The 12937-nt window shown below is 64.7% G+C and carries 7 protein-coding genes and 3 rRNA genes; 5 read left to right on the plus strand and 5 right to left on the minus strand.

Going from position 1 to position 12937, the window contains the following annotated elements; translation table 11 throughout:
* Positions 1 to 15: 15 nt before the first annotated feature.
* Positions 16 to 606 (plus strand): hypothetical protein, encoded by a 591-nt coding sequence (locus H4F70_RS16040; protein WP_182357906.1) that lies wholly within the window; start codon positions 16 to 18, stop codon positions 604 to 606.
* A 234-nt stretch (positions 607 to 840) separates the two neighbouring features.
* On the opposite strand, the gene H4F70_RS16045 is transcribed toward H4F70_RS16040, so the two are convergent.
* A complete protein-coding gene (locus tag H4F70_RS16045; protein ID WP_182357907.1) occupies positions 841 to 1293 on the minus strand; it encodes an RrF2 family transcriptional regulator in 453 nt (150 codons plus the stop codon).
* Positions 1294 to 1355: 62 nt separating this feature from the next.
* Here H4F70_RS16045 and H4F70_RS16050 point away from each other — a divergent pair, with 62 nt between their 5' ends.
* A complete protein-coding gene (locus tag H4F70_RS16050; protein ID WP_182357908.1) occupies positions 1356 to 2330 on the plus strand; it encodes a sulfite exporter TauE/SafE family protein in 975 nt (324 codons plus the stop codon).
* Between the two features lie 103 nt (positions 2331 to 2433).
* Here H4F70_RS16050 and H4F70_RS16055 read toward each other — a convergent pair whose 3' ends face one another.
* On the minus strand, positions 2434 to 3282 hold the full coding sequence (locus H4F70_RS16055; protein ID WP_182349018.1) for a mycofactocin-coupled SDR family oxidoreductase: 849 nt from the start codon (positions 3280 to 3282) through the stop codon (positions 2434 to 2436).
* A 606-nt stretch (positions 3283 to 3888) separates the two neighbouring features.
* Between H4F70_RS16055 and H4F70_RS16060 the strand changes: the two genes are divergently transcribed.
* The gene (locus tag H4F70_RS16060; RefSeq protein WP_182357909.1) at positions 3889 to 4494 is read left to right on the plus strand and encodes a DUF998 domain-containing protein; all 606 of its coding nucleotides are present in this window, start codon (positions 3889 to 3891) and stop codon (positions 4492 to 4494) included.
* Between the two features lie 170 nt (positions 4495 to 4664).
* Here the strand turns inward: H4F70_RS16060 and rrf are convergent.
* The 3 genes from rrf to H4F70_RS16075 form a co-directional block, all read right to left on the minus strand.
* Positions 4665 to 4780, minus strand: a 5S ribosomal RNA gene (rrf, locus tag H4F70_RS16065).
* Between the two features lie 85 nt (positions 4781 to 4865).
* Positions 4866 to 8009: ribosomal RNA gene (locus tag H4F70_RS16070) — 23S ribosomal RNA — on the minus strand.
* 349 nt (positions 8010 to 8358) lie between these two features.
* Positions 8359 to 9881: ribosomal RNA gene (locus H4F70_RS16075) — 16S ribosomal RNA — on the minus strand.
* Together the 16S, 23S and 5S rRNA genes form the textbook arrangement of a ribosomal RNA operon.
* A gap of 1036 nt (positions 9882 to 10917) precedes the next feature.
* On the opposite strand from H4F70_RS16075, the gene H4F70_RS16080 reads away from it, so the two are divergent.
* Both H4F70_RS16080 and H4F70_RS16085 read left to right on the plus strand, forming a co-directional pair.
* Positions 10918 to 11079 carry a hypothetical protein gene (locus H4F70_RS16080; protein WP_182349589.1) on the plus strand — a complete coding sequence of 54 codons (162 nt, stop codon included), beginning with the start codon at positions 10918 to 10920 and terminating at the stop codon, positions 11077 to 11079.
* 1106 nt (positions 11080 to 12185) lie between these two features.
* Entirely contained in the window at positions 12186 to 12908 is a 723-nt protein-coding gene (locus tag H4F70_RS16085; RefSeq protein ID WP_235681158.1) for an ABC transporter ATP-binding protein, read from the plus strand.
* Positions 12909 to 12937: the final 29 nt, after the last annotated feature.

The following is a 12937-nucleotide window of genomic DNA, read 5'->3' on the forward strand; positions in this document are numbered from 1 at the left end:
CGAACAGGAGCAGCCATGACCACCGAACACAGTCTCAGCCGCATCACCCCCGACGCCTGGCCCGAGGGCTGGCAGCCCGTCTCCGCCGACGGACTGCTCATCGAACCGTGCGGGTGCACCATGGAGATCGACGCCGATGGCTTCGACGTGTTCCCATATTCATTCTGCAGCGACAAGTGCGAAGCCGCCTGGCACCTCGAGGACGAGCGCGAGTGCCGCAGGACCGAGTTCGACGAGCTCGTCTTCGGCAGCCTGATGACCGAACTCGGGCGCTTCAGGCCGGTGGCGGACATCCTCATCGCGCCGCTGGTCGACGCGCCGCACTCCATGGAGACCAGGGAGGCCGCCACCGAGGAGATGAAGCTCCTCGTCACGCACCTACTCGACACGCTGGGGTGCGCGCCGTGGTTCCCGTGGCTGGCCGAGCAGGCGGACGAGCGGGGCGACCTGCGCCTGCCGTGGCCGTTGTTCGCGGGCGCCGCACTGCAGCGGAACGAGCATGTCGCCGAGCTGCGGCCCCACGGCCTGGACCTCGTCGACAACGTCCGCGCCGACCCGGAAGCGTATGTCGCGGCGCTCCTGGCGTCGCATGTCACCGACTTCTGAGTGCGGCGGCGCGCGGTTCCGCGGAACCGCGCGCCGCCGCGCTCGGCGCCTCGGGCCACGACACCCCTGTGACCCGATACACTTCTACACCAATCCGATTGACATTGTGGTGTTCTCTGGTGGAGGCTGGCACCCATGCACTCGGCCCCACTGACCCGTCGCCGCTGCGTGGACTTCATGCGGAGCACGTCGACCTGTTGTCGCCCCTAGCGCCGACACGCCCGCACGCGCTTTTCACCGCCTGTGCTGCACGTCGGGGTCGCCGAGCATCCTGACCACCGGATCCGGAAGTTCTCCTGAAGCCAGATCCCCGAGCGTGACCGTCTCGAGTATCCGGCGCACCGCCCCCCTCGTCGCGATCCACACGTCGCGCAGCGGCGCGGTGGCCCCCGGATAGTCGAGGTCTTCCGGCGCCGTCCCCGCGACGTCCGCCAACGGCCCCTCCACCGCGCGCAGCACATCCGCCACCGACACCTCGGCGGCCGGGCACGCGAGCCGGTATCCACCGTCCCGCCCCCGCCGGCTTTCGACGAGCCGTGCCACCCGCAGCTCGTTGAGGATGTTCAGCAGGAACCGCGTGGGCATGCCCTGCCTGGCAGCGATGCCCTCGGCGGTGAGCAGCCCGTCCGCGGTGGCGAGCTCGATCATCGCGCGCACCGCGTAGTCGGCCTTCGACGTGATCCGCATGCCGGACATTCTTCCGCATGCGAAACCGCAACGATCGCTGCTATCGACTTGGGAGTCCCTCGATGCCCGGTTTCCTCCTCCTCGCCCTCGCCGGCCTCGCCGGCCAGCTCATAGACGGGGCGTTGGGCATGGCCTTCGGGTTGACGTCGACGACGGTGCTGCTCACCGTCGGCGTCGCCCCGGCGGCCGCATCCGCCAGTACCCATCTGGCCGAGATCGGCACCACGCTCGCCTCCGGCCTGTCGCACTCGGCGTTCGGCAACGTCGATTGGTCGAAGATCGCCTGGCTGGCGGTTCCCGGCGCCGTCGCCGCCTTCGCCGGCGCGACGTTCCTCACCTCGCTGCCCGCGTCCGCCGCGGCACCGGTGGTCGCCGTGATCCTGTTCGGCCTGGGTGCCTACATCCTCGCCCGCTTCGTCTTCCTTCGTTCGGGTGCCGTGCGGGTGCGCCGCATCCGGCGGCGTTTCCTGGTGCCGCTGGCCGCGGTGGCGGGTTTCATGGACGCGATGGGCGGCGGCGGATGGGGGCCGGTCGGTTCCTCGATGCTGCTGGCCTCGGGCCGCATGGAGCCGCGCAAAGTGGTGGGGACGATGGCCGCCGCCGAGTTCCTGGTCACCGTCGGCGCAAGCGCGGGCTTCCTGTTGGGGCTCTCGACTTCGGAGATCCCTTTCACCGTCGTCGCCGCACTGCTGGTGGGCGGCGTCGTGGGCGCGCCGCTGGCCGCCTGGGTGGTCCGGCTGCTCCCCGCCCGGCTCATGGGGACCCTCGTCGGCGGCATCATCCTGCTGACGAACGCGCGCACATTCCTCGACGCCGTCGGTCTCGGCCGGTTCGCCGCGGCCCCCGTCTATGCCGTGCTGGCGGCGGTGTGGCTGGCTGCGCTGATCCACGTAGTGCGCACGATCCGACGCGAGCGCGCCGCGGTCCGGCACGACGAGGGCGCGCCGGCGTTCCAGGACGGGCCGCCCCTCGAAGACGGCCGGACGTTCGAGGGCGGAACCGGAACAGAGAGCGCCGTCCCAGTGCACCAGTCCTGACCGCCCGGGCACTCAACCCGGACAGGCGACGCATCGGCCGCGGCCCCGCACAGAAGACTCGTGTCTGCGGCGGGGCCGCGGCCGTCCCGGGCGTGCGGGAAGGTCAGGCCGAGGTCCGCGCCGCGGCGCCCGCGTCGACCGGGATGACGATGCCGGTCATGTGCGCGCTGCCCTCGTCCGCGAGGAACATCACCGCGCGCGTCACCTCGAAGGGGTCGAGGATGGCGATGGGCTGCGCGTGCAGCTGCTGGAGTCGCGGCGCGACGTCGTCCCAGGTGGGGTTCTCGATGTCCGGGCACACGACGTCGTAGAGCCGCTGGTTCTTCACCATCGGCGTGTCGATGTTGCCCGGCGCGACCGCGTTGACCGTCACACCGGCCGCCGCGAGGTCCTGGGCCACGGACTTGGTCATGCCGATGACGCCCCATTTGGACGCCGCATATGCTGCCTGGCCCGGCGAGGAACTGCGCCCCATCATCGACGACACGGTGATGATGCGTCCGTATCCGCGCTCGGCCATGCCGGGCGACACGGCGGCGAGGGTGTTGAACACGCCGTGCAGATTGGATCCGACGACATCGTCCCACACGGCCTGCGGGTGGTCGGTGATCGGCGACATGCCGGACACGCCCGCGTTCGCGACCGCGATGTCGATACGGCCGAGCTCGCTCTCCCCGCGCGCGACGAGCGCCTCGAGCGCGCCGCGGTCCCGCGTGTCCACCTTCTCGGAAACGACCTTGCGGCCGAGCGCCTCGATCTGGCGGACGGTCTCCGCCAGGTCGTCCTCCGTCGCCAGCGGGTAGCCGACCCCGGGCTGGTCCGCGCACCGGTCGCAGATCACGACGTCGGCACCGCGCTCTGCGAAGGCCACCGCGTGCGTGCGGCCCTGACCGCGGGCGGCGCCCGTCACGAACGCGACCTTGCCGTCGAACCTCGAGTCCTCGCTGCTCATCAATTCTCCCTCATCGTCGACACCTACCGACGAGGCGACCCGCGCCGAGCGCTTCTCCGCCGGTGGCGGCCACCCCGGTCGTCCCGACGCTAGACGCGGGGTACACCACTGTCGACCAAGTCCGTCAGCCAGCGGGATGTCGATGCGCGGCGCCGTCCCGGCACCGCGAAACGCCTGCGAAACGGTGGTACCACCAAGGGAATCACACATACCGGCGGCTGCGTGTCTCACGTCGTCGTAGATTGGAGGTAAGCAGTTGCATGCGCAGCGCGGCTTCTCCCCGGGGAGCGACGCGGCGTTGCAGTACGGGCACGTCGAGGCGGCCTGTCGCCGGGACTGCCGACCGTGATCGGCGCCCCGCACGCGGTTCGGCCCAGCGCGCCCCATAGAGAAGGGGGCCGGATGACCGACGCGCAATGCACCCATCGTCACGACACGACGTCCGCCCCGACACCCGGCACGGGGGCTTCTCCCCCGTCAGCAGACCAGACTCCCGTACTGCTCGGCTCCGTGGTGCCGACCTCTGGGGTGCCGGCCCCCGCGGTCGGTGCCCGGCCGGATAGCCCGCCGCGGTGGGCCGTATGGGCGACGGCGTTCACTCCGACCGTGTTGATCGTCGGCTGGATCATCGCTGGTGAGCTCCAGCCGCAGGGGTACGACCCGGTCCATGAGACCATCAGCGTCCTGTCGGGCCTCGGCGCCGCCCACAGCTGGATCATGACGGCGGCGCTGTACTGCGTGGCGTTGGGGTATCTGACCACTGCGGTGGGCCTGCACGGCGTGCACAGGTCTGCGCGCATGATCATCGCGTTCGGCGGCGTCGCGGGCCTGGGCGTGGCGTACTTTCCGCAGCCCGCGAACGGCAGCACGTTCGACCACATGCTCTTCGCCGTGGCGGGTGCCGGCCTGCTCACCTTGTGGCCGTTCGTCATGGCCTACTGGCGCCCGACTCTGCCGTTGCTGGGACGCGCCGGGTCCGATCGGTCGCCATGGGAGCGCCTCGTCAGCCGCAATGGCCTCGTCGTAGCCGGTCTGGTCATCGCCTTGTCGGTGCTCGCGATGTATGTGGCCGCACAGATGGGCATGTATTTGGGGTTGGCCGAACGGATCTGCACCGCTTTGCAGGCGCTGCTGCCCTTGCTCGTCGCCGTCGGCCTGCGCCGGATCGCGACGCACGCGGAAACGGAGCGCGCGGGCGTGCCCACCTTGTAGCCGCGGTTTGCGGCGTATCGCCGGTGCACCGGTGCGTGTGGGAAGCCCTTGCCGGCCGGAACGGTCGGGGCGCGCCTGCGAGGCGGGGGCATGCCCGCGCACGATACAAACGCCTCGGGCCCGGTCCCCCTTGTCAGGGGGCCGGGCCCGAGGCGCTCTATCAACAAATTGTGCGGCAGTGACCTACTCTCCCACACCCCACGGGTGCAGTACCATCGGCGCAGTAAGGCTTAGCTACCGGGTTCGGAATGGGACCGGGCGTGACCCTCACGCTATAACCACCGCAACACCATGCGACACACACCACACACACACGGTGCGGGTGTTGCCTCAGACACCGGACAGTGGACGCGAAACACAAGAACATAATTGTGGGTAAGCCTACGGCCTATTAGTACGGTCACCTCCACCCCTCACAGGGCTTCCAGCTCCGGCCTATCAACCCCATCATCTCTAGGGGGCCTTACCCCACACAGGGGAAAGAAACCTCATCTTGGAAACAGGCTTCCCGCTTAGATGCTTTCAGCGGTTATCCCTCCCGAACGTAGCCAACCAGCAATGCCCCTGGCGGAACAACTGGCACACCAGAGGTTCGTCCGTCCCGGTCCTCTCGTACTAGGGACAGCCTTCCTCAAGTTTCTCACGCGCGCGGCGGATAGAGACCGAACTGTCTCACGACGTTCTAAACCCAGCTCGCGTGCCGCTTTAATGGGCGAACAGCCCAACCCTTGGGACCTACTCCAGCCCCAGGATGCGACGAGCCGACATCGAGGTGCCAAACCATCCCGTCGATATGGACTCTTGGGGAAGATCAGCCTGTTATCCCCGGGGTACCTTTTATCCGTTGAGCGACACCGCTTCCACAAGCCAGTGCCGGATCACTAGTCCCGACTTTCGTCCCTGCTCGACCCGTCAGTCTCACAGTCAAGCCCCCTTGTGCACTTGCACTCAACACCTGATTGCCAACCAGGCTGAGGGAACCTTTGGGCGCCTCCGTTACTCTTTAGGAGGCAACCGCCCCAGTTAAACTACCCACCAGGCACTGTCCCTGAACCAGATCATGGTCCGAGGTTAGAAGTCCGATACGATCAGAGTGGTATTTCAACAACGACTCCACACCGGCTGGCGCCGGCGCATCACAGTCTCCCACCTATCCTACACAAACCGAATCACACACCAATACCAAGCTATAGTAAAGGTCCCGGGGTCTTTTCGTCCTGCCGCGCGTAACGAGCATCTTTACTCGTAATGCAATTTCGCCGAGCCTGTGGTTGAGACAGCAGAGAAGTCGTTACGCCATTCGTGCAGGTCGGAACTTACCCGACAAGGAATTTCGCTACCTTAGGATGGTTATAGTTACCACCGCCGTTTACTGGGGCTTAAATTCTCAGCTTCGCGGCCCGAAAGCCACTAACCGGTCCTCTTAACCTTCCAGCACCGGGCAGGCGTCAGTCCGTATACATCGTCTTACGACTTCGCACGGACCTGTGTTTTTAGTAAACAGTCGCTTCTCTCTGGTCTCTGCGACCACACCCAGCTCCCACCGCACGGGTGTTCACCAGACATGGCCCCCCTTCTCCCGAAGTTACGGGGGCAATTTGCCGAGTTCCTTAACCACAGTTCTCTCGATCGCCTCGGTATTCTCTACCAGACCACCTGTGTCGGTTTGGGGTACGGGCCATGACACCACTCGCTAGAGGCTTTTCTCGACAGCATAGGATCACAGAATCCCCCACACCGGGGTCGCATCACCTCTCAGGCACCATGAGGCACGGATTTCCCTGCACCTCGCCCTACAGGCTTACACCAGTATCACCACTGACTGGCCCTGCTACCTTCCTGCGTCACCCCATCGCTTGGCTACTACCAGATCAGGTCCCACGCATCCACCACACGCCCTGCACCCGAAAGTGCACGACACGGGCTTCAGGATGGTTAGTCTCACTGATTCACCACGGGCGCGATATCACGGGTACGGGAATATCAACCCGTTGTCCATCGACTACGCCTGACGGCCTCGCCTTAGGTCCCGACTCACCCTGGGCGGATTAACCTGGCCCAGGAACCCTTGGTCATTCGGCGGACGAGTTTCCCACTCGTCTTTCGCTACTCATGCCTGCATTCTCACTCGCGCAGCCTCCACGACTAGATCACTCTGCCGCTTCCCCGGCTACACGACGCTCCCCTACCCACCCACACGGCTGCACACCCACCCGCAGGCAGATGCGAACCAACATGTGAGTGCCGCGGCTTCGGCGGTGTACTTGAGCCCCGCTACATTATCGGCGCAGGACCACTCGACCAGTGAGCTATTACGCACTCTTTCAAGGATGGCTGCTTCTGAGCCAACCTCCTGGCTGTCTTCGCAATCCCACATCCTTTCCCACTTAGTACACGCTTAGGGGCCTTAGCCGGCGATCTGGGCTGTTTCCCTCTCGACTACGAAGCTTTTCCCCCGCAGTCTCACTGCCACGCTCTCACACCACAGCATTCGGAGTTTGGCTGACGTCAGTAACCCGGTAAGGCCCATCAGCCAACCAGTAGCTCTACCTCCATGGTGAAACACGCGACGCTGCACCTAAATGCATTTCGGGGAGAACCAGCTATCACGGAGTTTGATTGGCCTTTCACCCCTACCCACAACTCATCCCCTCAGTTTTCAACCTAAGTGGGTTCGGGCCTCCACGACGTCTTACCGTCGCTTCACCCTGGCCATGGGTAGATCACTCCGCTTCGGGTCTAGAACATGCCACTCTGGCGCCCTCTTCGGACTCGCTTTCGCTACGACTACCCCACACGGGTTAACCTCGCGACATGCCACTAACTCGCAGGCTCATTCTTCAAAAGGCACGCCATCACCCACCGCAGACCAAACTACGCGCAGGCTTTGACGGATTGTAAGCACACGGTTTCAGGTACTCTTTCACTCCCCTCCCGGGGTACTTTTCACCATTCCCTCACGGTACTATCCGCTATCGGTCACCAGGGAGTATTCAGGCTTACCGGGTGGTCCCGGCAGATTCACAGCAGATTCCACGGGCCCGCTGCTACTCGGGCACCACGACAAGGCAGACACACAGCTTTCACGTACGGGACTCTCACCCACTACGGCAGGCCATCCCAGACCACTTCCGCTAACCATGTGTTTTCTCCAACTACCCGCCGGCACGGCAGCACCGGCACATCGCAGCCCCACAACCCCACACACACAACCCCTGCCGGGTATCACATGCGCATGGTTTAGCCTCATCCGCTTTCGCTCGCCACTACTCACAGAATCACATATTGTTTTCTCTTCCTACGGGTACTGAGATGTTTCACTTCCCCGCGTTCCCTCCACACGCCCTATACATTCAGGCGCGGGTAACAGCGCATCACCGCTGCTGGGTTTCCCCATTCGGACATCCTCGGATCACAGCTCGGTTGACAGCTCCCCGAGGCTTAACGCAGCCTCCCACGTCCTTCATCGGCTCCTGGTGCCAAGGCATCCACCGTGTGCTCTTACACACTTACAACACAAAGATCAAAGATGCTCGCGTCCACTGTCCAGTTCTCAAACAACACACACACCCACCAGCCCGCCACACCGCACAACCAACCCCGCACAACACCCGGAACCAGCCACACGACACCACCGACGGGCCCGCCGGCGCATCACATCAAGACAACCCACCACACACAAACGCGCAGCGTGTTCCCTCAAAGCCCAACAGCATGCCGACTAGCGCCCCCACCCCACACGACACCCACCACCCACGGCGGGCCCGAACGAGGCTCCTGCAATCAAAGCGCGGCCAGTGTCCACCCATGAGCAACCCCAGACCACACACACGGCGGTCACTGAGGCACTGTAATGCTCCTTAGAAAGGAGGTGATCCAGCCGCACCTTCCGGTACGGCTACCTTGTTACGACTTCGTCCCAATCGCCGATCCCACCTTCGACGGCTCCCTCCCACAAGGGGTTGGGCCACCGGCTTCGGGTGTTACCAACTTTCATGACGTGACGGGCGGTGTGTACAAGGCCCGGGAACGTATTCACCGCAGCGTTGCTGATCTGCGATTACTAGCGACTCCGACTTCATGGGGTCGAGTTGCAGACCCCAATCCGAACTGAGGCCGGCTTTAAGGGATTCGCTGAACCTCACGGTCTCGCAGCCCTCTGTACCGACCATTGTAGCATGTGTGAAGCCCTGGACATAAGGGGCATGATGACTTGACGTCGTCCCCACCTTCCTCCGAGTTGACCCCGCAGTCTCCTGCGAGTCCCCACCATTACGTGCTGGCAACACAGGACAAGGGTTGCGCTCGTTGCGGGACTTAACCCAACATCTCACGACACGAGCTGACGACAGCCATGCACCACCTGTACACCAGCCACAAGGGAAACCGTGTCTCCACGGCGATCCGGTGTATGTCAAACCCAGGTAAGGTTCTTCGCGTTGCATCGAATTAATCCACATGCTCCGCCGCTTGTGCGGGCCCCCGTCAATTCCTTTGAGTTTTAGCCTTGCGGCCGTACTCCCCAGGCGGGGTACTTAATGCGTTAGCTACGGCACAGAACCCGTGGAAGGGCCCCACACCTAGTACCCACCGTTTACGGCGTGGACTACCAGGGTATCTAATCCTGTTCGCTCCCCACGCTTTCGCTCCTCAGCGTCAGTTACTGCCCAGAGACCCGCCTTCGCCACCGGTGTTCCTCCTGATATCTGCGCATTTCACCGCTACACCAGGAATTCCAGTCTCCCCTGCAGTACTCAAGTCTGCCCGTATCGCCCGCACGCCCACAGTTAAGCTGCGAGTTTTCACGGACGACGCGACAAACCGCCTACGAGCTCTTTACGCCCAGTAATTCCGGACAACGCTCGCACCCTACGTATTACCGCGGCTGCTGGCACGTAGTTGGCCGGTGCTTCTTCTGTACCTACCGTCACTTCCGCTTCGTCGGCACTGAAAGAGGTTTACAACCCGAAGGCCGTCATCCCTCACGCGGCGTCGCTGCATCAGGCTTGCGCCCATTGTGCAATATTCCCCACTGCTGCCTCCCGTAGGAGTCTGGGCCGTGTCTCAGTCCCAGTGTGGCCGGTCGCCCTCTCAGGCCGGCTACCCGTCGTCGCCTTGGTAGGCCATTACCCCACCAACAAGCTGATAGGCCGCGGGCCCATCTCACACCGCTACATAACGCTTTCCACCACACCCCATGCAGCATGTGGTCCTATCCGGTATTAGACCCGGTTTCCCAGGCTTATCCCAGAGTGCAAGGCAGATCACCCACGTGTTACTCACCCGTTCGCCACTCGAGTACCCCCGAAGGGGCCTTTCCGTTCGACTTGCATGTGTTAAGCACGCCGCCAGCGTTCGTCCTGAGCCAGGATCAAACTCTCCGTTGAAAGATCAACAACCCGCCGCCCACCGACACCACCACACACAGCAGCAGCACCGACACCACGACGAATCAGTCAAATCACATCGAGAAATCCACTAGCAAAACAAACCTAGCTTCAAAAAACATCGAGCCGCACCTCCCGACAGGGAATGGAAGACACGACCCGCAAACAGCCACACCCTGCCACAAAGACAAGGCATGACATGCCAAAAAATTTTGGCACTGGCATTCATCGACACACTGTTGAGTTCTCAAAGAACACGCACAACCACCACCACCCGGAACACTCCCCGGCGAACTGCGGCCGCACCTGCTGGAAACACCGTAGCACACTCACAAGCGCACCGCCCCCAGCCCCTTCCGGGCTTGGGAGCTGCTCTCGCCGCTCCGGCCCGACCAAAGTTACGCCCACCCCCACCCAAACACAAATCCCCAGGTCAACGAGCAGGTGATGAGCCGGGCGGTGCGGGTCGTGCCGCTGCGCACCGGAGCGCTACGCGGGCACCGGACAACCGACCCGCCTGCCGATGCAGTGCACGTCACTCTCGAGGCGCCCCTCGCCACCCTGTGACGCCGGTGCACCGCCGTGTGGGAGCGCAATGACGGATGATGCTGCGCAGAACCGTGTGCGGAGTCGAATGGCTCTCGCACCGGAGACGGTGCCGGCCGAGGTGCCCGTGCCCACCATCTGAGCTTCCTCCGTCGCGGTGCACCCGCGGCGTGCTCGAATGAACCGGGCGCTGACGCCTCATCGTCGGCCGAAGCGATCATCGATCGCACCTCCGCCCCACGGCGGCGTGGGGCCTCTCCCCCTCGCCGGCACAACGCGCGCAGTGTGCCTCCCCCGGGCGGACGCGCGCGGGGACTACCGTGTGCACCGTCGGTGGGCGCCGCACCATTGCCGTTGCCGGCCGGCACGGTCGGCTCGTACCCCGGCGCCAACCTGTGCGGACTCGTCCATGCGGTCCGCACCCGCCGGAGCTCCGCGACGCCTCCCGTATCTCAGCGCCGATCCCCGCACCGAAGGACGCATACCGCTCATGACTGGAAGCACCACTGAGCAGATCCACCACTCGCTGTTCTCGAACTTCGACGACGGTGTGGACGCACCTGCAGACCACACCCCCGCCCCGGCACGCCGTCGAGGTGCGCGTTCCGGCGGCGACCGCCGCCGCGGAAGCGGAGATTCGCGCCGCCGCTGACAGCTCGACCCCGCCCCGCCGGACGAACGATCGCATCGCTGAAGCGCTGATGGCGGCCGCGAACATGCAGCGTCGATTTCGCTCCAGGATGAGGCTGGCCTGCACAAGTTCAGTGGCCACGCCCCTGGCCGCAGGCGCATCGCCCGCCTCCCGGGGCCACGCCGATATCGGCGGCCTGTGCCCGATGGCCATGCGCTGCCGAGGATCATCGAGGCACGTCCGCCCCATCGTCCGACTGCTGCCGCCAACGGCACTGGGGCTCGAGGTCACGACACCATTGGGCGGCGACCTCCGTCGACGCTTTCGTCGATGCCGGTGGCCGCATCGCTGCCGGAGAGGAAGCGTTCACCGGACGGCGTCGACGCGTGGAGGAGAGAACCCGGTCACGCCACCGCCCCGCGGTACGCGTACAGTCGCGACCCGCATTGCGCGCCTGATCTTTCGGTCGGCCGGGCCGAATCCGGGGCCGCCGCCCACCGCCCGGTCACCGACACCGTCTCTTATGCTCTAGCGCACGATTCGACGTCCGACCTCGCGCCGTATCGCTGCATAGAGGTCGACTCGAGATCAACCGTGCGCCATCAACTGCTGAGGGGCGCACGTCGTTTCCCCCGTGTCAGTACGCGACGGCGGTGGAATCTGCGCCTGCGCTCAGATGGAACTCCGCCGGTCCCACTGCTGTGGACCGGCCGAGGCGCCTGATTCTCCGCAAGGTCGACGGCGGAGCCGTCGACCTTGCGGAGTCGCGCCGCCGCAGTGGCCTGCCACTGCAGACCGAGTTGACGCCCGCATCCCTCTGGATGTCCATGGCACCGGCGCCGCAGTGACAGCCCCGGATTGACAGCTTGTGCGACAACCGCCTTCCTGGCCGAGCACCGTCACAACCGGTGCCAGCACGACTGCCCGTACCGAGATCAACCGCCTGAAACCACCCGAGAACCGCCACTACCTCTACGAGGTCTGTTCTCCGTGCAGGTACCCCCACAGAGGGACGCCACATCGGCACTGCGGAGTGATGCTGCCGCAGGCGCACCATTCCTAGCCTGGAAAACATGGCACACACGAAATCGCAACCGACACGCACACAGACCCCAACGCATTCTGACGTGCACGCAGTCGAGATGCGCGGCGTCATTCGAACCTTCGGCAAACGCGGCACCGCGGTGCGTGCACTGGATGGCATCTCGGTCGACTTTCCGCGGGCCCAGTGGACCGCCGTGATGGGTCCATCGGGCTCCGGGAAGTCGACCATGTTGCACTGCGCCGCGGGCCTCGAAGGCGTGTCCAGCGGAGAGGTCCGCGTCGCGGGAACCGACATCACAGAGGCATCGAGCGAGACGCTCACCGCACTGCGGCGGGGAACGATCGGATTCGTCTTCCAGAGCTTCAACCTGCTCAGCGCCCTGACTGCAGAACAGAACGTCTCGTTGCCCCTGCGCCTGGACGGACAGCGGGTCACCGCATCGGAAGCCCGGCGAGTGCTGGCCGATGTGGGGCTCGCCGACCGCGCCAAGCACCGGCCGCGTGCGCTTTCCGGGGGCCAACAGCAGCGTGTGGCCATCGCAAGGGCGATGGTGACACGCCCCGCCGTGCTTTTCGCGGACGAGCCGACGGGCGCTCTCGATTCCACGTCGGCGAAGGTCGTGCTCGACTTGCTCCGCGGCATGGTGGACAAGTCGGGGCAGAGCATCATCATGGTGACGCATGATCCGGCAGCAGCGGCACGCGCGGACAGCGTGTTGTTCCTGTCCGACGGAAGGATCGTCGACAGGCTTTACAACGCGACGTCGGCAGAGGTCGCCGGGCGGCTCGCGGCAATGGAGAAGTGACGCATGTTGAAGCTATCTTTGAGCACATT

This window comes from Tomitella gaofuii, assembly GCF_014126825.1.
Classification (GTDB): Bacteria; Actinomycetota; Actinomycetes; order Mycobacteriales; family Mycobacteriaceae; genus Tomitella; species Tomitella gaofuii.

Coding starts and splice junctions, on each gene's coding strand:
- H4F70_RS16040 (WP_182357906.1), top strand. CDS start 16: ATGACCACCGAACACAGTCTCAGCCGCATCACCCCCGACGCCTGGCCC.
- H4F70_RS16045 (WP_182357907.1), bottom strand. CDS start 1,293: ATGCGGATCACGTCGAAGGCCGACTACGCGGTGCGCGCGATGATCGAG.
- H4F70_RS16050 (WP_182357908.1), top strand. CDS start 1,356: ATGCCCGGTTTCCTCCTCCTCGCCCTCGCCGGCCTCGCCGGCCAGCTC.
- H4F70_RS16055 (WP_182349018.1), bottom strand. CDS start 3,282: ATGAGCAGCGAGGACTCGAGGTTCGACGGCAAGGTCGCGTTCGTGACG.
- H4F70_RS16080 (WP_182349589.1), top strand. CDS start 10,918: ATGACTGGAAGCACCACTGAGCAGATCCACCACTCGCTGTTCTCGAAC.